Below are 18,537 nucleotides of genomic sequence, written 5' to 3'. Positions count from 1 at the left end.
TTTCCGAAGAAAGGTTCTCCCCTTGCCGTGCGTAGCTAAGGCGGCCCCCATTCCAAAGACTTTTAATATGTCGTTCGGTGGATGTGGTCGGGAAGATAGACTCTCTCCATTTCAAGAGATGTTGTCTGAATGAAGCGTAACGCACTCATGAACGTCTTTTTTGGCAAGGGCACACTATCGAGAAGCAGAATCACAAACTCATCGACCAAAACTATCTATAGAAGACAACACCCTTGCCAAAAAAGTATTAAAAGTTTTAGGAAAGGGTCTTCCAAAAAGACAAAACCCGCACTCACCCACCTGAGCGGCGGAATAAGGACCGAAAGGAAACAACATGGACAGAGAGAGAAAAACTTTTTCAAAGAAGTGGCACAGATTCTGTGACAAGCTGCGCAGACCGTTTTTTCTGTATCTGCTGTGCTTTCTGCTGCCCGTCGGGATAATGTATTTAGCCTATGCGCTGTTCGGGGTACATCCGTACGGCGACGGGTCGGTGCTGGTGCTTGACCTGAACGGGCAGTACGTGTACTATTACGAAGCCTACCGCGACGCCTTTTTGGGGGACGGAAGTCTCATCTACGACTGGTCGAGGAACCTGTCGGGAAGTATGTTCGGCATATTTGCCTACTATCTGGCGAGTCCCTTTATGATACTGGTATGTCTGTTCCCGAGGACGGCGATGTGCGGAGCCATCGAGACGATACAGCTGATGAAGATAGGTTCAGCCGCTGTGACCTTTGCGTACTTCATGCGCAAGACCTTTGTGAAGCTGCCGAAGAAGACCACCACGGTAGTATTCTCCATGTGCTACGCTTTGATGAGCTACATGGTGGTACAGCTGATGGACCCGATGTGGCTGGACGGTCTGATATATCTGCCGCTCATATGTCTCGGCGTGAAGCGTCTGCTCAACGAGGGGAAGATGCTGCCCTACATCGTTCCGCTGGCGCTGATGTTCATAGCGCATTTCTACATCGGGTACATGGTTGGATTTTTCACCTTCTGCTACTTTGTGTACTGCTTTTTCGGCGAGGACGGGCGCATCGTCCCGAAGAGATCCATCATACGCATACTGCAATTCGGCGGCGCGACGCTGACAGCGATAATGGCGGCGTCCTGTGTGCTGCTGCCCGTGTACAACTCGCTGAAACTCGGCAAGCTGGAATTCTCGACCCCCGACTGGTCGATGGCGACGCAGTTCGACTTCATGACCTTCTTAACGAAGCTCTTCCCAATGAGCTACGACACCGTTTATCCCGAGGGTCTGCCCGTAATCTGCTGCGGAGCGGCGGTGCTGATGCTGGTGCCCCTCTACTTCATGAACTCGAAGATATCAGTCAAGAAGAAGGCTGCCAACGGTATCCTCACGGTGCTGATGGTGGTGTTCATGTACCTCCGACCCGTGGATATAGTGTGGCACGGATTTCAGGTGCCGAACTGGCTGCCTTTCCGCTACTCCTTCGCCTTCTCGTTCCTGCTGGTGGTGATGGCTGCCGAAGCCTTTGAAGCGCTGGACGGCATCACACCGAAGGAGATAGGCGGCGTGTTCGTGGGGCTGATGATGTTCCTGTTCTGGTGCGAGCGCGAGAATTACGCCCACTTCGAGATCTTCCGCACTGTCACCGAGGAAGGCAAGTCGAAGGCGGTCATCGGCGGCATATGGTTCTCGATGATAGCGCTGGCGGTGTACTTCCTCATCATCTACCTGAACCGCAAGTACACGAAGATAATACTCAGCATCATAACCGTCAGCTGTTTCGGTCTTGAAATGCTGGCGAACACGATGGACACCCTCCAGAAGATAGACGACGACGTTTCCTATAGCAGCTACGTCTCCTACGAGCCGTATATGCAGAACACCATAAACGCCGTGAAGCATATCAAGAACTTCGATGAGGACAAGTACTACCGCATGGAAGCGACCTTCCACCGCACGGTCAACGACCCTATCGGCACGAACTATATGGGCATATCCCATTCGAGCTCGGTGATGAACGCACCTGCGCTGAAGATGCTCAAACAGCTGGGCTACGCTTACGGCGGTCACTACACCAAGTATGAGGGCACGACCCTCATCACCGACTCGATATTTGACATCCGCTACCTCATGTACAAGGAGGAACAGCTGAAACAGAAGAACAGCAGCGGAGTCGTCGAGCTGAAACCTACCAAGCGATACAACGACAGCCGAACCAAAGTCCCCGAGGACTACAAGCTGGCGACCCACATCGGTTTCGAGGACGACCGCGTGAAGGCGCTGTACAAGTTCTACCGCAACCCCTACTCCACAAGCCTCGGCATGGTGACCGACAGCCGCATCAATCAGCTGGTTCTGTCGGATGCCGACCCATTCTCGAACCAGAACCAGATATACAGCGTGCTGGCAGGCGAGGACACCATCCGGTCCTACTTCACACGCATCATGCCCAAGGACAGCGAACGGCTCAATATGAGCACCGCCCGTGTCGCGGACGAGGAGCATACCATCAAGTACTACCCCACCGACCCGAATCAGGGCGAATCCCACATCGACTACCTTATCGAGATGGACAGGGACGGCGACCTGTATATGTATTTCCCGACCCGCTACGAGCGCAACTGCAACGTGTGGGTGCTCAACGAAGAGGCTTACATCAACGGCGACGGCAAGATGGATTTCGCAGGGCAGTTCTTCGGGGGAGACAATCTCTCAATACTGAAACTGGGCAATTTCGCGAAGAATGAGACGGTGCGCGTCCGCGTCACCATCGACAACGACCAGAACGAGGCTTACTGGAGCGACTCGATATTCTGCTCCTTCGACCACGAGCTGTTCGAGAAGAGCGCCGAGAAGATACAGCAGAGACTGATGAACGTCACCGAGTTCGGCAATACGAAGGTCAGCGGTGAATGTACCGCCGACAACGACGGCGAGTACCTGTTCACCACCATCCCCGACGAACCGGGCTGGGTGGTGAAGGTCAACGGCAAGAGGGTCATCACCGACAAGAGCCTCGGTTCGCTCATCAGCATCCCCCTCGACAAGGGCAAGAACAAGATAGAGATGAGCTTTGAGCCGACCTACTACACGCTCGGCAAGGTGATCTCGGCAGCAGGCGTTGTGGTCATCATCATCATATTCCTGCTGGAGTTCAGGAACGGAAGGCTGATAACCGACCTCGTGCTGAATGCGGAGCGCAGGAAGAGAGCGGCTGCCGCGGCGAAAAAGGCTGAGGAGACTGAGAACAGCGATGAAAACGTATGAAACAAAGCTGATAGCGCATATCCGCACCGATTTCCCGACGAAGTTCGGGATACCGCGGCAGAGCGGACTGGCGGACGAGCTTGAGGGCGTGATAGTTTTCGATCCCGAGTACCGCGTGAAGGAAGCCCTTCGGGGGCTTGAGGGCTGGAGCCATCTGTGGCTGATATGGCAGTTCTCGGAAGCGGTGCGCGACGGATGGTCGCCCACGGTCAGACCGCCGAGACTGGGCGGAAATACACGCGTGGGCGTGTTCGCCACAAGGTCGCCGTTCCGCCCGAACGCCATAGGGCTGAGCTGTGTGCGGCTGATAGGCGTCGAGCACACGCAGGAGTACGGCGATGTGATAAGGGTCGCAGGCGCCGACCTGATGGACGGCACGCCGATACTCGACATCAAGCCGTACCTGCCGTATGCGGACAGCCGTCCGCAGGCGAAGAGCGGTTTTGCGGGGGCGCGGGAGAGCTACTCTCTCGAAGTGGTCATACCGCAGGAGCTCGGCGAGAGGGTGCCGCAGGGCAAGCTCGGTGCGCTGAAAGCGGTGCTGTCGCAGGATCCGAGACCTGCGTATCAGGACGACCCCGACCGCATATACGGCTTTCCCTTCGGAGGGTGCGAAATAAAATTTCGGGTAGAAAAAGATGTACTGTACGTTACGGATGTGGAAGAAACTGGAATACATTAATAAAAATAATCTAATGATTTCATAAATAAGAGCGTTTTTTTTCACATCGGTATCACAAAGATGTTGTATAGTATATGTATCGCGTATGGCGATCATATTTTGATATGTCGGCTTTTACCCCAAGCCTTCATATACAGCACGACAGAGTGATCTGTCGGCTTCTCCCCTATAATTTTTTATTTTTTGCTCCCCTCCCGTCGAGGGGAGTTTTTTTCGCTCATATGGAAAACGGACGCATTCACGGCTGTTTTGCAGTCGGATACATAAGGAGAAAACAATGGAAGAGAACAACGAGTGGAGAGAAAACAACGAAGCCTTCAAGCGGAACCGCCGCCGCAAGGTCATCACTATAGCGGCTGTGGTTTCGGCCGCGGCGGTGCTGATACTGCTCATCGTCATGTACGCGCTGGACGCCGACAAACGCGCCTACACGGCAGGGCTCGACGGCTACTACAAGACCCTCAACGAGGGCAGCGCCGAGGCGGCAAAATTCCACGATCAGGAGGTCACACAGGGCGGCAGGGCGTTCCTCGACGGGGCGGGCTATGCCTCGGTGAACGACTGGTACAGGGCTATCCAGCGCTACGAGATCGAACAGCTCAGCGGAAAGTACGGCGAGGGCTTTACGGTGCAGTACCGCATCATCTCGTCCGAAAAGCTCACCGAGGAGGAGCTGGAAGAGCTCCACAGTAAGTCGGTCGCTACGGTCGGGTACGTCAGGGCGTACAGGCTGACCGTCAAGGAACACTTCGTCGGGGACAAGGATGACGGCTACGAGGAACAGACGATAATCGCCATCAAAAATGATGAGGACGGCTGGCAGTATGACATTCAGCGCTGGACACAATACGCAAGGAACAGAGAGGTCTGACAGATGGAAGAAAATCTCGACTGGAGAAAAGATAACGAAGCCTATCAGCGAAACCGCAGGCGCAGGATAAGGAACGTGCTCATCCTCGCGGCGGTGATAGTCGGCTTTGCGCTGCTTGCGGCGGTACAGCATTTTGAGGATAACGGCTACAAGCAGGAGATAGATAACTACTACAGTTTCCTTAACAGCGGCAATACGGTTTGGCTGACCGAAAGCCACGCAGTATCTCCCGATATAAACCAAAAGCTCACTGAAGCCGGGTGGGAAACCGAAGATATCGCGAACTATGTGCTCGTTGTCAACTGGCAGGAGACACTTTCTCTGAAAAAGCAGTATGGTGATTTCGGCGTTCAGTACCGCATCATCTCGAAAAAAAGGCTCGGCAAGGACGAGCTTGAAAAATACGGCAGTGTGAACACACAGCTCGGCGGATTCGTCAAGGGGTACAGGGTCAAGGTCAGCGAGCATTTTTCGGGCGACAAGGACGAGCTTGTAAAACAGGAGCTGCTGCTGTTCAAAACGGAGGACGGCAGCTGGAAACTGCTTCCCGAACGGCTGGAAGGGCTGTACCTTTCCACATGGGAGGAGATAAATGACGGGCAGGAGGAAGAGGCTGACATATGACAACGCTGATAACAGGCGGCTCGAAGTGCGGCAAGTCCTCGCTGGCGGAGAGTATCTTGTCCGCGTCCCCCCGCAGGAAGATATACATAGCCGCCATGCAGCCCTTCGGGGAAGCCGCCGCCGAGACCATCGCACGGCACAGGAAAATGCGCGAGGGCAAGGGCTTTGAAACGCTCGAACTGTTCAGCGGCTACTCGCCCGAACAGATACCCGAGGGGTGCGCCGTGATGATAGAGGATATCGCGAACCTTACCGCCAACGAGATGTTCACGGGGGAGACCGTCCGCGACCCGTTCGGGTACGTGATGCGCGATATCGAAGCGGTCGAAAGCCGTGCCGCGGATGTCATCATCGTGTCGAATACGGTGGGCGCGGACGGGCATGAATACTCGCCCGGGACCGCAGATTATATCCGTGCTATAGGCAGGATAAACGCCGCCCTCGCCGAAAAAGCCGACCGCGTTATCGAATGCGTGTTCGGCATACCGATCGTACTGAAAGGAGAACTCTTATGATAAAGTCACTGTTCTCCGCGTTTCTGATGTATTCGCGGATACCCATGCCCCACGTCGAGTGGCGTGAGGAGAACCGCCGATACGCACTGGGATTCTTTCCGCTGGTGGGGGCGGTCATCGGTCTGCTGACGGCGGGCTGGTATCAGCTGGCAACGTCCGTCGGGCTGAGCAGTCTGCTGTTCGGGGCTGTCGCCGCGGTCATACCCATCGCCGTGACGGGCGGCATCCACCTCGACGGCTACTGCGACTTCACCGATGCGCTGTCGTCCTATGCGGACAAGGAAAAGCGGCTGGAGATAATGGCTGACCCGCATATCGGCTCCTTTGCGGTGATGAGGGCGTGTCTGTACCTTATCGTGCAGACGGCGCTGCTGGCGGAGCTGCCCTCGATGTGGGCGGTGGTATGCGTGTCCTGCGGCTACGTGCTGTCGAGGGGTCTGAGCGGACTTGCGGCTGTGACCTTCCGCTCGGCGAAGTCGGAGGGCAGTTTGCAGAGCTTCGTGAAGCCCTCCCACAAGGCGACGGTCATCGTGATGCTGGCGCTGTTCATCGTGGCTTCGGGCGTGGGGATGTGTTCCTACGTCCCCGACTTCGGCGGCGGATTCTCGGGCGTGCTGGCGGCGGTGACAGTCTTTTTCGTCTGCAAGCGCAAGGCGTACAAGACGATAGACGGCATCACGGGGGATGTCTGCGGCTGGTTCTTGCAGAAGTGTGAGCTGTGGATGCTGGCGGCGGTTGTCATCATCCCGAAGCTGACGGACATACGGCTCATATCATTCGGATAAGGAGGAGTTCATATGACCCTTATAATCGGCGGTGAAGCGCAGGGAAAGCGGACGTATGCGGAGAGTCTGTTTACGGGAGAGTATACGGCGGCGGACTGTGGGGAGTGTCCGAGCGAGGATGTTTTTTCGGCGGAGCTGATAGTTGATTATCATCTGATGATAAAGAGGATCGCGGATGCGGAGAGTTTCACGAGGGAGATGTGTGAGAGGAATCCGACGGCGATAGTGACGATGAATGAAGTCGGGAGCGGGATAATCCCGATGGAGAAAGAGGAGCGGAAGTATCGGGAAACGGCAGGCAGATGCGGCTGTATAATAGCCGAGAATGCTGAAGAAGTGATAAGAATGTTCAGCGGCATCCCGATGAAGATAAAGCAGTACGAAGGTTCCACGCCAGAGCCCAAAAAAGTTTAGGGGTCCAGAGACCCTTTTCAAAGGGTCCTGGCGAGGGGCTCGGGGGCGAGGAGCCCCCGCCCACAAGTCATCGCTTCGCCCCGTAAGCGTACAAAACGATCCCCACAGCCCTAAAATCGGCAAATCCCCCACAAACATCCCGAAAGGCGCCCCCAAAAAAAGCCCACTCCATCTGTCAAGAACAAAAGATTTGCCGATTTTAGTTTGACGAGAGAGCGCAAGCGATTCGAGTCAAAGCCCCCATCGCGGCAAAGCCGCGACAGAAGCCCACCCAAAAAAACAAAAGGAGCACCCCACCATGAAGATCTACCTCATCCGCCACGGCGCAACAGCAGGCAACGCGGAAAAACGCTATATAGGACGCACCGACGAACCGCTCTCCGAACAGGGCAGAGCAGAGCTCGGGAAAAAGCAGTTCCCGAACATCGGGACTGTCGGGACTGTCGGGACGTGCGGAACAGTAGTGTGCAGCCCCATGAAACGCTGTACCGAGACCGCCGAACTGCTGTTCGGACACGTTACGCTCGTGTGCGAAAAACTGCGGGAGTGCGACTTCGGCAGGTTCGAGGGGCATAATTACGCCGAGCTGAACGGCGACCCCGACTATCAGGCGTGGATAGATTCGGGCGGAACGATGCCCTTCCCCGAGGGTGAGCCGCCCGAGGAGTTCAGGAAACGCTGCTGCGAAGGGTTCACGGAAACGCTGGAAAAACTCGGGGAACAGGAGTCTGCCGCCTTCGTCGTTCACGGCGGTACGATAATGTCGATACTCGAACGGTTCGCAGTGCCGAAGGCAGGGTACTACGACTATATGACCGACAACGGCTGCGGCTGGGTCTGCGAGTGGGACGGGGAAAAGCTGACAAAGGCGGTGAGACTGTGAGCCCCCTGCTCGCCGCACTGCCGCTGCTGCTCGGGTTCGCTCTCGACTGCGCGGTGGGCGACCCCTACAGCCTGCCTCACCCCATTCGCTGGATAGGAACGTTCATCGCCTTCCTCGAAAAAAAGGTCAGGGAACGGTTCACAGACCTCAGAAAAGGCGGCGTTCTGCTGGCACTGACGGTCATCGCCGTTTCGACGCTGATACCTGCCGTCCTGCTGATAGTCTGCTATAAGGTGCATATCGCCCTCGGTATCGCCGCCGAGACCCTGCTTTGCTGCTATATGACCGCCGCAAGATGCCTGTGCAGCGAGAGCATGAAGGTCTGCCGCGCCGCCGAGTCGGGGGACACCGAAGCCGCCCGAAAGGCTGTCTCCATGATAGTCGGGCGCGATACTTCCGTGCTCGACCGCGACGGGATAGTGCGCGCGGCTGTCGAGACCGTCGCCGAAAACTGCTCGGACGGCGTGACCGCGCCTATCATGTTCATGTCGCTCGGCGGCGCGGTCGGGGCGTTTTTCTATAAGTCGGTCAACACTATGGACTCGATGATAGGCTATAAAAACGAGAAATACGCCGACCTCGGCCGCTTCGCCGCAAGGCTCGACGACCTGCTGAACTTCATCCCCTCACGGCTGACCGCGCTCGTTATGTGCCTGACTGCGCCCCTCATCGGGCTGGACGGGTCGGGAGCGTTCCGCATCTGGCGGCGCGACCGCAGAAAACACGCGAGCCCCAACTCGGCACAGACCGAATCAGCCTGCGCAGGCGCACTCGGCGTCAGACTGGCAGGGGATGCGGTCTACTTCGGGGAACTGCACAAAAAGCCTTACATCGGCGACGACTGCCGCCCGATTGAAGCCGCCGACATCCGCCGCGCGAATCGGCTGATGTACGCCGCTTCGGTGGTGATACTGCTCATTTCGGCGGCGGTGCGTATGCTCATTTTCGGAGGGATATTCTCATGACGAACGCTCACGGCGGAAACATCTACGCTCATAAGGTCAGGGCGGATTTTTCCGCGAACATAAACCCCCTCGGTACGCCGAAAGAGGTCACGGAAGCCGCCGCAAAAGCCTGTGCGGACTGCGCCGCTTATCCCGACCCGTACTGCACGCGGCTGACGGCGGCGCTGTCGGCTCACGAGGGTCTGCCGACCGAACGCATCGTCTGCGGAAACGGCGCGGCTGACCTCATCTACCGAATAGTCCACGCCCTGAGACCGCGCCGCGCGGAACTGACTGCGCCTGCGTTCTCGGAGTACGGGGCGGCGCTCGGCGAGGTCGGCTGTGAGACTGTGCGGAGGTATCTTTCGGCGGCGGAGGGCTTTGAGCTGACCGACAGGACGGCGGAGGAGCTAGGCAGGGGGCAGGACACGGACATCGTATTCCTGTGCAGTCCGAACAACCCGACGGGGAGGGTCATCCGACCCGAACGGCTGAAACGCATCGCGGAGAACTGTCGGGAGCGTGGCGTGACGCTGGTCATCGACGAGTGTTTTCTGGGGTTTGTCAGGAACGGTGAGGAGATGAGCGCCAAGCGTTTCATGAGCGGGAATGTGATAGTGCTGAGGGCGTTCACGAAGCTGTACGCGATGGCGGGACTGCGGCTGGGGTATGCGCTGTTCGGGAGTGCGGAGCTTGTGGAGAAGGTGCGCGGCAGCGGTCAGTACTGGAGCGTTTCGACGCCTGCACAGGCGGCAGGGGAAGCGGCTCTGAGGGTCGAAGGGTATGCGGAGAGGACGGCGGAGTATATCTGTGCGGAGAGAGAATATCTCACCGAGGAGCTTGTGAAGAGCGGTTTCGAGCCGTTCCCGTCGGATGCTAATTTTGTGTTATTCAGGGCATACAGTGGACTTGCGGAGCAGTTGATGGAAGAGGGTATAATGATACGTGACTGTGGGAATTTCGAGGGTCTGACAGACGAATATTTTCGCATAGCAGTAAGAACTCACGAAGAAAACGAAATGCTGACCCAAGCCATAAAAAAGATAACATCCACCGCCCCGTAAGCGCCGGAGATAAAAAAACAGCACCAAAAAAGGGGGCTCAAAAACCCCCTTTGATCAATGCCAAAAGCCATACTTTCAAACAGCCTGCCTGCTCTTGAACACGAACAGCTTGCTGATAACATAGTTCAGCACGATAGTCACCACCGAAACGATTATCTTCGCGATAACGTCCTTCATGCCGAATTTCGAGATGCTGACCTCAAGGAGCACAGTCTCGACAACAAGCGTGAACAACCTTCCCGCAAAGAACGCCGCACACTCCTTCGCGACCGCACCCGTGCCGTGCGCCTTGTCCTCGAACACCCAGATGCGGTTCGTGATGTACGCAAAGGTCACCGCACACACCCACGAAAAAACGTTAGCGGCAACGACCCCCGCGTCAAAGGATAACCCCGCAAAATGCGCACTGTGCGTCCCGAACATCTTCGTGCCCAGCGCAAACGCGGCGACACTGACCACCGTAGTGCATCCGCCGAAAAACAGATACATCAGAACTTCCTTGTGAGCCTTGTAAAAAGGCTCGAATCTCTTTAAAAACCCCACAGACATTATCCTGTCGAAAATGTCGGGATGTTTGTTTTCTTCCATGTCATACTTCCTTTTCCATAATTCCTCACGCGCTTGACGGGGGGAGAGTGCTTCGTTATTGGGTTAAGTCCCGCACTCACTCAAACAAGGGCTTGCAGGTCGGGGAACGGGGCGAGGGTGCGTTTGAGGATGCCGTTCATGTAGGCTATTGCGGTGCCGTAGTTGGTCATGGGGATGCCTGCGTCCTGGGCGCACTTGCTGCGGTAGGTCACTTCGCGCTCGCCGAGCATACAGCCGCCGCAGTGTATCACCAGTGCGAACTTCGACAAGTCCTCGGGGAAGCCCGTGCCCGAGCTGAATTCGAGGTCGAGCTCGGCGCTGGTGCGTTTTTTCAGCCATGCGGGCAGCTTGACCGTACCGATGTCGCCGCACTGACGGTGATGCGTGCAGCCCTCGGAAATGAGCACCTTGTCGCCGTCTTTGAGCCTGCCGATAGCCGCCGCGCCCTTCACCGCGCTTTCGAGGAAGCCCTTGTACCTCGCCATCAGTATCGAGAACGAGGTCAGCGTGATGTCCTCGGGGACGATGGCGGCGACTTTCGCGAACGCCTGACTGTCGGTGATGACGAGCTTCGGTTTAGTGCCGAGCGCCGACAGCGTGTGAGCAAGCTCGGTCTCGCGACAAACCACGGGTATCGCGCCCGATTCGAGCAGGTCGCGGATGGTCATCTGCTGGGGAAGTATCAGCCTTCCCTTCGGAGCCGCCGAGTCGATGGGCACGACCAGCACCACGAGGTCGCCCTCGCTCACAAGGTCGCCCGCCAGACGGCGCGGATTCTCCCTGCCCTTCGTGGCGGCGGCGATAAGCTCTTTCAGCTCGAAAATGTTCTCCCCCGTGACCGCACTGACCGCGATGGCTCCCTCGGGAAGCTCGGTTTTGTCGGCGGTCAGGTCGTTTTTGTTCATCGCGATGACGTAGGGGATGCCCTTTTCTTTGAAAAGCGCGATGAGCTCACGGTCGCTCTCGTTCAGACCCTTTGTGATGTCGGCGATGAGGACCGCACAGTCCGTCTTGTTCAGTACGCGCTTTGTGCGCTGTACCCTCATCTCGCCCAGCCCCCCGACGTCGTCGATGCCCGGCGTGTCGATGATGAGCACGGGACCGACAGGAAGAAGCTCCATCGCTTTGCTTACAGGGTCGGTGGTCGTGCCCGCAACGTCCGAAACAAGCGCTATGTCCTGTCCCGTGACGGCATTCACAACACTCGACTTTCCCGCATTCCTGCACCCGAAAAACCCAATGTGTACACGCTCTCCCGACGGCGTGCTGTTCATACTGCTCATACTTGCTCACTCCTTGAACTGACTGTTTGTTTTATTGGGGGAAACTCTTTTTTAGCCGTGCGAAGCTAAGGCGGACGTGCGAAGCTAAGGCGGACGTGCGAAGCTAAGGCGGACGTGCGAAGCTAAGGCGGACGTGCGAAGCTAAGGCGGACGTGCGAAGCTGAGGCGGGTCTCCCCAGTTAATTATAGCACATTCTGATGGAAAAGTAAAGGTGGTACTTTCACTTTATCGTCACAAGGCACACGTAAAATGCTCTTGACAATAGGGCATAATTGTTGTATAATTATAAAGGCGCAGTATGCGCTTATGTAAGAAAGGAATCTCAGAATGTACCGAAATAAAAATAAAATTATCATATGTATAACGGCTGCCATTCTGGCGGTCTCTGCTGTCGGATGCGGCAGCTCGGACAAGGAAAAGAAAGGCACCGAGCCGAAGAAGACCGAACCTGCCGTGACTACGGCGGCGGCTGTGGAAAGTCCTGCCGAGAGCGTTGAAGAGACCGGATCGGCTTCTGTTTCTGCGACCGCTTCTGCGGAGGATTACAAGGCAGGGGAGCTCCTGACCAGGACGGCGGCTCTGTTTGAGGGCGCGTATACCTACGAAATGGAGATAACCTTTTCGGATGAGCCCGAGATAGTCACCTACAGGACGCAGGCGAGCGACGGCAGCAGCGTGTATGTCGGTTTCAGGAGAGAGGGCGGCGAGACGCTCACTTCCGACACCGCCTACATCAGCACGGCTGACGGCGCAGTGAGCGCGGACATGAACATCAAGGCTTACGCGGCGACCGAAGACGCGGGCGAGATGAGCATTGTCAGGAGCGTGATCGAAAATCAGCTTGAGCGCACCTATACCCATATCCCCCAGGATACCGAGGGGATGACCGTCGAGGAGTACACCTACACGGGTGAGACCTTCATCACCGTGTACGATTTCTACTTCGATGAGGAAGGCACGCTGAAAAAATACACCGCTTCGTATAACATCGAGGGCGAGGAGCAGCTTATCGAAACGGCTGTTGTGAAGAAGCTGTCGGCGGAGTATGAGGGCGGATATTTCGACAAGGATTTCCTTGCCGACTTTACGGATTTCGACGCTATGACCGAGGACGAAAGACTCGGCTTCTGTCAGGAGATATGCGGAAAATACGGCATTTCCACCGACGATATGTACTCCATGGGCATCACCACCGACGACCTGAAGCGCATAGACTTCGACAAGTTCGGGGAACTGGTGTACAAGTTCGCGCCTGCTGCCGACGAAAAGTCGGACAAGGACAAAAAGGACAGCAAGGCTGACAAGGACAAGAAAGATAAAGACGACAGCTCGTCTGAGTCCGAAGAAAAGAAGGACTCGGAGAGCCAAGAGGATACAAGTAAAGAATGAGCAGCTTGAATATATTGCAGCTGCTTAGACCGAAGGCCATGACCGCGTACATCAGCGACGGCGCGACCCTTCGGCAGGCAGCGGAGATAATGCGCAGGCACGGCTATACTGCCGTTCCCGTGATAAACAAGGCAGGCGAATACGTAAAGACCATGGCTGAGGGGGACTTTTTGTGGTTCATGCTGGAAAACGGCGTGAAGGACATTACGGGTCTTGAAGCGTATATGGTCGGCGATGTCCCGAAGAGGGTCATGTGTGAGCCTGTATCGGTGGATTCTACCATCGAAGACCTGTTCATGCTGAGTATGAACCAGAACTTCGTGCCCGTTGTTGACGGACGGGGAGTGTTCATCGGCATCGTCACAAGGCGTGACATTTTGCAGGCTTGCTATGCGGAGCTGAAAAACAGCGAGATGTTCTCGGCTCAGCCCGAATACGAGCTTGAAGAGGGAAAAGCATAGGTAGTATAAGGGAGGAAATGTAATGAGAAAGAGAATGACCAGAATAGCGGCGAATCATACGGGTAACGCGGCACTTTGCGCTATCCTCATCATGATAATGCTGCTTGCTGTCGGAACGGCGGTGCTCGTCGTTACGGGCAGAAAGGGTATCGAAGAGAATCAGAATATGCCCCAGCACACCTACAGTTTTGAAGAGGCGGAATCCAGCTCGGTGGCTGAGCCTGTTCAGGAAGAAGTAAAGCCGAAGATGGAATACCCCGAGAAGGACTTCGACTTCATGAAGATGCAGCTGGAGAGCGTTTCGGCTAAGTATTCGGTTCTGCTCGACTGCGACAACAATAAGATATACACGGGAAAGAGCTACACCAAGAAGGCTTATCCCGCTTCGCTGACAAAGATCATGACCATAATCGTGGCTCTTGAGAACTGCGATAACCTGAACGATACCTACAAGTTCACGAAGGCTGACATCAAGACCCTCGCGGACGAGAATGCTTCGGTGGCAGGCTTCGTTGCAGGCGAGAAGGTGACTGTACGCGACCTGCTTTACGGCGCTATCCTGCCCAGCGGCGCTGACGCTACCCTCGGTCTTGCGAACTACGTGGCAGGTTCCGAGGCGGCTTTCGTCGAGATGATGAACGCCAAGGTGGAGGAGCTTGGTCTGACAGGTACTCACTTCACCAACGCCAGCGGTCTGCACAACGAGAACCATTACTCCACAGCGCTCGACATGGCTATGATAGTCAAGTACGCTATCGACAATCCTGCCATCAGTCAGGATTTCCTGAACGTCATGTCCGCAAAGGAATATACCACCAAGTCCAGCAACAAGAACGAGGACGGCATCAAGCTGACCAGCATCTTCCACGAGAGATATGACGGCTTCTTCATCGACCGCGACGCTGACGGCAAGTCGGATGTCTATGTGGTCGGCGGAAAGACGGGCTTTACCGATGAGAGCCAGTACTCGCTGGCGTCCATCTACCAGCTTGAAGAGGGCAGCTACTTTGTCTGCATCACCATGAAGAGCCCGACCGCGGGAGACGCTACGATGGACAACGTTTCGATAACCGAGCGTTATATGCCCACCTACGACCTCATCGGCGGCGACCTTTCGAGCGGTTCGTCTTCGTCGGTAGACTCCAATCAGGACAGCAGCGCTGTTGACCAGACCGCTTCCAAGGACGACCAGACCGACAGCAGCTCCAAGACCGACGACCCCAACGTCGTTATCCCCGTTGTCACACAGCCCGGCACCAGCAGCGACAGCGATCTTTCCACGGGAATGATGCGCATACTGAGCATCTTCGGTATGTGATATTACGAAAACGAAAAAACGAAAACGGCAGAGGTCGATCCCTCTGCCGTATTTTTTGTGATCTTTATCAGCCGACAAATCATTTATATACACCATTATCTGTGGAAATCCAATGGAAAATAGGCGGTGTCGGGTGGATTCTGTTAATTACGCAAAATGAAAAACCGCTTATTCGCATAAGCGGTCTCTCAAAAAGGAAAGTATGAAAAAGAAAAAATTTCGGGAATGCGAAAAATTAATCTTCGTCGCTCTGGATGCTGTCAAGGATCTTGTCAGCCTTTTCCTTGATGTCGTCTACAACATCTTCAGCTGCTTCCTTAACTTCCTCAGCAACGTCTTCTGCCTTATCAGCAGCAGCCTCTGCAACGTCTTCAACTGCTTCCTTAACAGTATCAGCAGCGTCCTCAGCAGGGGTCTCGTCTACGAAGCAATCCTCGAAATCGTCATCGAGTTCCTCGTAATCGTAGTCCTCCAGCTCCTTGCGCTTCTTGTATGCGATAGCAGCGGCTACACCTACAGCAGCGATACCTGCTGCGGCTGCGAACTTAAAAAATCCACTCATTTTAAACAGCTCCTTACTCAGTTATTTTCGGCGATCACCGCCGATGTTTATTTTTACTGTTAATTATTATATCACATTTTTGTCAGTAAATCAAGTATTTTTCAAAAAAATAATTTCCAAAAGTCTCGTTTTGTTTAATCTGCACAATGTGTTTGAAGTAATAATAGCACAATAGACTATTTAGTAAATCATTTACCTCACATATCAGCGAAAAAATCGGTGCAGTATTTTCGCTTTACTTTGTGTTGCCGAGGTTCCAGCGCAGAGGGCAGATGTTGCCCGCGCGGGTAACGTCGATATTCCAGTTTGCGAAAGTTGCGTTGGGGTCGAAAAATCTGTAGTCGATCTTGCCCTTGCTCTTGTTGTAGCTGACAGCCGCGGGAGCGCTTCTCTGAAGAACAGCGCCGATGCGGTGGTGTTCGCGCTCGTAGTCAACGATCTCCTTTGCGGTGATCTGTCTCTTGTCGGCAACGTTGAAGATACCCTCATACCTGCCCTTCGGGATATTCACGATGGCGAGGATGAAATCGACATAGTTGTACATACAGCAGAACGAGAATGCGTACTCGCCCTCCTTGAAGATGAACGCCGCATTATCCTTCTTGTCGAAGATCCTTTCTCTGAGGTTGTCGGTGAACTCTGCGGTGTAGATGGGCGCAAGCCTTGCGATAACGGGTATGGTATCGCTCTTCTTGAACGCCTTGAGCATCAGCTTTTCGCTGGTGAGCTTCATGTCCACATAGTTTCCGTTGCCCTTTTCGTCGGTGGTCTCTCTGATGGGCTCTCTGCCCTTCTGGATACCGTAGACGCTGGTGGTGCTGGTGAGGATCATATTCTTCACGCCCGCCTTGTCGGCAGCGGAGTAGATATATTTATCCGTCTGTTTCGCACGCTTCATCTCGGTGTCGGTGACCATGTTGTCGAAATCGTTGTCTACGGTACAAGCAAGGTGAACTACTGTATCTATCTGATTACTTTCGATCACGTCCGAGAGGGTCTTCGAGTCGGTTATCTCGCACTGTGTAAAATTGTAGTTGGGGTCTGTTCCGACGAGCATATTTGAATTGAAGTCAGTCGCAAAGACCTTGTGCTTTTTTTGCAGCAGTTTGTCGCACAGTGCAACGCCGATCATGCCGCTTGCTCCCGTAACGAATACGTTTGCCATACCGTTCACTCCTTCCATAAAAGTCCGCAGGATAATATTTTCCTTAAATATCTTTCTCTGTACGGACGCCGCTTTATTTGACGCGGACCTGCGCGGCGAGCCGACGCGGAACTTCTCCGCCTTTAATATATATTTATATTTTTATATTATATAAATATTATAGCATACTTCTTTGGTTTTGAAAAGTGTTTTTCGTTTTTTTTCCCAAAAGTTTGAATTCTTTCATAAATTCGCTTGCTTAATTTTGTGAAATGTGATAGAATTAGATATACAGGTATTTTAAATACTTTATAATGCGTGAATTTATTGCTATAATATATATTGTACAAATAATATTCTTTCTGTTCTTTATAAAAATATTTTCGTTTAGAAGGAGACAAGACCTTGACTTATTCGACCCTGATCTTTGCATCTGTTATCCTGCCGATCTCAGTGCTGGTGCTGTTTTTCGACCACTCGGCGGAATATAAGAATCTTATCCTTTGCATAATGTCGGTCATCTTTATCTCGTGGGGGCATTCGGTGCTGTCGGCTCTGGTGCTTCTGTCCATGCTCGCCGACTACTTTCTGGCTCTCGGAGTCGGGAAACTCAGGGAGAGCAGCAAAGGCGCTGCGGCAGCCCTCGTCGCCGCAGATCTTGCGTGGAATGCGGCGATATTTTTCCTGTTTGCGCGTAACGGCACCATTGCCGACGGCAGCAGGTTCAAGATAGCCGAATCCCTCGTGCCCGTGGGCGCGGCGTTCTATACGCTGAGGAATTTCACATACGTTTTCGACGTGTTCAAGGGGCGGTGCAGAGCCGAGAAGAACCCCGCGGTGCTGTTCACCTACACGTCGGCTTATCCCTTCCTGCTGGCAGGCCCCGTGACGAGGTATGCCGACATCGAGCCTCAGCTGAGAGAGCGCCACATGGACGTGCATCTTCTCAGCGAAGGTCTGACAAGGTTCGCCTTCGGCTTCGCAAAGACGATACTGGCTGTGCCCGTGCTGACAAAGCTGTACGAAACGGGTCTTTCCCATGACGAGCCCACCCTTGCAGGGGCGTGGATAGGCATGATATGCTTCTTCGGGAGCGCCTACTTCACCTTCATGGGGCTTTCCGACATGGGTACGGGCATCGCGAGGATGAACGGCTTCAGCGTGGACGTGAACTACACGCCGATATGCACGAAGCACGGCATCAGCTCCCTTGTGAGAAGCGCCAACACGAGCATGATAGACCTCTGCGCCGACATCCGCGGCGAGGGCGCCGCTTCAAAGGCGCTGCTGACCGTTCCGCTGGCGCTGATGGCCACCGCCTTCTACTACTCCGAGCCGAGGTACCTGTTGGTGGGTCTTGCGGCAGGCGTCATCATGACTGTTGAAGCGCTGTTCGGGTTCGGGAGGCTCGAAAAGATACCTGCGTTCATCCGCGTCATCGTGACGGCGGCGCTGGCTATGCTGGTGTTCTCGGGGCTGGCTTTCGGCAGCTTCGGCGAGTGGAAGAGCTGGCTGGGTCAGCTGGCAGGCAGGGGCGACCTGTACATCCTCTCCAAGCCCATGAAAAAACTTCTGGTGAACAACTGCTGGCTGCTGGCAGTCAGCTTCATAAGCGTGACGCCGATCGTGCCCTTCCTCGCAAAGCGTGCCGAAGCATCGTCAGGCGGCACCTACACGAGAGCCAGGGCGCTCAGGACGGCGTGGGCGGCTCTGCTGCTCATACTCAGCTTCGTGATGCTCGCGGGCGACATGATAGCGTAAGGGG

Annotated in this window: 18 protein-coding genes; 14 read left to right on the top strand and 4 right to left on the bottom strand. The window is 54.8% G+C overall.

Annotation, left to right across the window (positions count from 1 at the left end; all coding sequences use genetic code 11):
* Positions 1-334: 334 nt before the first annotated feature.
* The 10 genes from BT142_RS04325 (at position 335) to cobD (ending at position 10,026) form a co-directional block, all read left to right on the top strand.
* Entirely contained in the window at positions 335-3,244 is a 2,910-nt protein-coding gene (locus BT142_RS04325) for a YfhO family protein (RefSeq protein ID WP_072416975.1), read from the top strand.
* Positions 3,231-3,926: a tRNA (N6-threonylcarbamoyladenosine(37)-N6)-methyltransferase TrmO gene (tsaA, locus tag BT142_RS04320; RefSeq protein WP_072416974.1), complete on the top strand. Its 696-nt coding sequence runs from the start codon at positions 3,231-3,233 to the stop codon at positions 3,924-3,926. The genes BT142_RS04325 and tsaA overlap by 14 nt, the downstream gene beginning before the upstream one ends.
* 277 nt (positions 3,927-4,203) lie before the next feature.
* Positions 4,204-4,797 (top strand): hypothetical protein, encoded by a 594-nt coding sequence (locus BT142_RS04315; RefSeq protein WP_072416973.1) that lies wholly within the window; start codon positions 4,204-4,206, stop codon positions 4,795-4,797.
* Between the two features lie 3 nt (positions 4,798-4,800).
* Positions 4,801-5,421 (top strand): hypothetical protein, encoded by a 621-nt coding sequence (locus tag BT142_RS04310; RefSeq protein ID WP_072416972.1) that lies wholly within the window; start codon positions 4,801-4,803, stop codon positions 5,419-5,421.
* Positions 5,418-5,936, top strand: coding sequence for a bifunctional adenosylcobinamide kinase/adenosylcobinamide-phosphate guanylyltransferase (locus BT142_RS04305; protein WP_072416971.1), 519 nt, complete (start codon positions 5,418-5,420; stop codon positions 5,934-5,936). Before BT142_RS04310 ends, BT142_RS04305 begins: the two co-directional genes overlap by 4 nt.
* Entirely contained in the window at positions 5,933-6,721 is a 789-nt protein-coding gene (locus tag BT142_RS04300; protein WP_072416970.1) for an adenosylcobinamide-GDP ribazoletransferase, read from the top strand. Before BT142_RS04305 ends, BT142_RS04300 begins: the two co-directional genes overlap by 4 nt.
* Before the next feature lie 12 nt (positions 6,722-6,733).
* The gene (locus BT142_RS04295) at positions 6,734-7,135 is read left to right on the top strand and encodes a bifunctional adenosylcobinamide kinase/adenosylcobinamide-phosphate guanylyltransferase (protein ID WP_072416969.1); all 402 of its coding nucleotides are present in this window, start codon (positions 6,734-6,736) and stop codon (positions 7,133-7,135) included.
* 298 nt (positions 7,136-7,433) lie between these two features.
* Positions 7,434-8,018 carry a histidine phosphatase family protein gene (locus BT142_RS04290; protein WP_072416968.1) on the top strand — a complete coding sequence of 195 codons (585 nt, stop codon included), beginning with the start codon at positions 7,434-7,436 and terminating at the stop codon, positions 8,016-8,018.
* Positions 8,015-8,983, top strand: coding sequence for an adenosylcobinamide-phosphate synthase CbiB (cbiB, locus tag BT142_RS04285; protein ID WP_084659318.1), 969 nt, complete (start codon positions 8,015-8,017; stop codon positions 8,981-8,983). Before BT142_RS04290 ends, cbiB begins: the two co-directional genes overlap by 4 nt.
* Positions 8,980-10,026: a threonine-phosphate decarboxylase CobD gene (cobD, locus tag BT142_RS04280; protein ID WP_072416967.1), complete on the top strand. Its 1,047-nt coding sequence runs from the start codon at positions 8,980-8,982 to the stop codon at positions 10,024-10,026. The genes cbiB and cobD overlap by 4 nt, the downstream gene beginning before the upstream one ends.
* Before the next feature lie 75 nt (positions 10,027-10,101).
* Here the strand turns inward: cobD and BT142_RS04275 are convergent, their stop codons facing one another.
* Together BT142_RS04275 and hydF are read right to left on the bottom strand one after the other, a co-directional pair.
* Entirely contained in the window at positions 10,102-10,614 is a 513-nt protein-coding gene (locus BT142_RS04275) for a GtrA family protein (RefSeq protein ID WP_072416966.1), read from the bottom strand.
* Between the two features lie 80 nt (positions 10,615-10,694).
* The gene (gene hydF, locus BT142_RS04270; protein WP_072416965.1) at positions 10,695-11,897 is read right to left on the bottom strand and encodes a [FeFe] hydrogenase H-cluster maturation GTPase HydF; all 1,203 of its coding nucleotides are present in this window, start codon (positions 11,895-11,897) and stop codon (positions 10,695-10,697) included.
* Between the two features lie 328 nt (positions 11,898-12,225).
* Here hydF and BT142_RS04265 point away from each other — a divergent pair, with 328 nt between their 5' ends.
* Genes BT142_RS04265 through BT142_RS04255 form a run of 3 tightly spaced genes read left to right on the top strand, consistent with a single transcriptional unit; the run spans position 12,226 to position 15,066 of the window.
* A complete protein-coding gene (locus BT142_RS04265) occupies positions 12,226-13,287 on the top strand; it encodes a hypothetical protein (RefSeq protein WP_072416964.1) in 1,062 nt (353 codons plus the stop codon).
* Entirely contained in the window at positions 13,284-13,748 is a 465-nt protein-coding gene (locus tag BT142_RS04260; protein ID WP_242871913.1) for a CBS domain-containing protein, read from the top strand. The genes BT142_RS04265 and BT142_RS04260 overlap by 4 nt, the downstream gene beginning before the upstream one ends.
* Positions 13,749-13,770: 22 nt before the next feature.
* Positions 13,771-15,066, top strand: coding sequence for a D-alanyl-D-alanine carboxypeptidase family protein (locus BT142_RS04255; protein WP_072416963.1), 1,296 nt, complete (start codon positions 13,771-13,773; stop codon positions 15,064-15,066).
* Positions 15,067-15,301: 235 nt separating this feature from the next.
* Here the strand turns inward: BT142_RS04255 and BT142_RS04250 are convergent, their stop codons facing one another.
* Positions 15,302-15,628, bottom strand: a complete 327-nt coding sequence (locus tag BT142_RS04250; protein ID WP_072416962.1) for a hypothetical protein — start codon at positions 15,626-15,628, stop codon at positions 15,302-15,304.
* Between the two features lie 235 nt (positions 15,629-15,863).
* Positions 15,864-16,793 carry an NAD-dependent epimerase/dehydratase family protein gene (locus tag BT142_RS04245; protein WP_072416961.1) on the bottom strand — a complete coding sequence of 310 codons (930 nt, stop codon included), beginning with the start codon at positions 16,791-16,793 and terminating at the stop codon, positions 15,864-15,866.
* 384 nt (positions 16,794-17,177) lie between these two features.
* On the opposite strand from BT142_RS04245, the gene BT142_RS04240 reads away from it, so the two are divergent.
* Complete coding sequence (locus BT142_RS04240) at positions 17,178-18,533, top strand: MBOAT family O-acyltransferase (protein ID WP_072416960.1); 1,356 nt, start codon at positions 17,178-17,180, stop codon at positions 18,531-18,533.
* The last annotated feature ends 4 nt before the right edge of the window (positions 18,534-18,537 follow it).

The sequence above is a fragment of the Ruminococcus sp. YE71 genome (assembly GCF_900119155.1).
Classification (GTDB): domain Bacteria; phylum Bacillota; class Clostridia; order Oscillospirales; family Ruminococcaceae; genus YE71.
This window is presented reverse-complemented; position numbering and strand designations above follow the sequence as displayed.

Bases quoted from the DNA above. Each gene is read 5' to 3' on its own strand.
- tsaA (WP_072416974.1), top strand. From the start codon at position 3,231: ATGAAAACGTATGAAACAAAGCTGATAGCGCATATCCGCACCGATTTC.
- cobD (WP_072416967.1), top strand. From the start codon at position 8,980: ATGACGAACGCTCACGGCGGAAACATCTACGCTCATAAGGTCAGGGCG.
- BT142_RS04260 (WP_242871913.1), top strand. From the start codon at position 13,284: ATGAGCAGCTTGAATATATTGCAGCTGCTTAGACCGAAGGCCATGACC.
- BT142_RS04265 (WP_072416964.1), top strand. From the start codon at position 12,226: ATGTACCGAAATAAAAATAAAATTATCATATGTATAACGGCTGCCATT.
- BT142_RS04250 (WP_072416962.1), bottom strand. From the start codon at position 15,628: ATGAGTGGATTTTTTAAGTTCGCAGCCGCAGCAGGTATCGCTGCTGTA.
- BT142_RS04325 (WP_072416975.1), top strand. From the start codon at position 335: ATGGACAGAGAGAGAAAAACTTTTTCAAAGAAGTGGCACAGATTCTGT.
- hydF (WP_072416965.1), bottom strand. From the start codon at position 11,897: ATGAGCAGTATGAACAGCACGCCGTCGGGAGAGCGTGTACACATTGGG.
- BT142_RS04300 (WP_072416970.1), top strand. From the start codon at position 5,933: ATGATAAAGTCACTGTTCTCCGCGTTTCTGATGTATTCGCGGATACCC.
- BT142_RS04295 (WP_072416969.1), top strand. From the start codon at position 6,734: ATGACCCTTATAATCGGCGGTGAAGCGCAGGGAAAGCGGACGTATGCG.
- BT142_RS04255 (WP_072416963.1), top strand. From the start codon at position 13,771: ATGAGAAAGAGAATGACCAGAATAGCGGCGAATCATACGGGTAACGCG.
- BT142_RS04315 (WP_072416973.1), top strand. From the start codon at position 4,204: ATGGAAGAGAACAACGAGTGGAGAGAAAACAACGAAGCCTTCAAGCGG.
- BT142_RS04245 (WP_072416961.1), bottom strand. From the start codon at position 16,793: ATGGCAAACGTATTCGTTACGGGAGCAAGCGGCATGATCGGCGTTGCA.
- BT142_RS04305 (WP_072416971.1), top strand. From the start codon at position 5,418: ATGACAACGCTGATAACAGGCGGCTCGAAGTGCGGCAAGTCCTCGCTG.
- BT142_RS04290 (WP_072416968.1), top strand. From the start codon at position 7,434: ATGAAGATCTACCTCATCCGCCACGGCGCAACAGCAGGCAACGCGGAA.
- BT142_RS04310 (WP_072416972.1), top strand. From the start codon at position 4,801: ATGGAAGAAAATCTCGACTGGAGAAAAGATAACGAAGCCTATCAGCGA.
- BT142_RS04275 (WP_072416966.1), bottom strand. From the start codon at position 10,614: ATGGAAGAAAACAAACATCCCGACATTTTCGACAGGATAATGTCTGTG.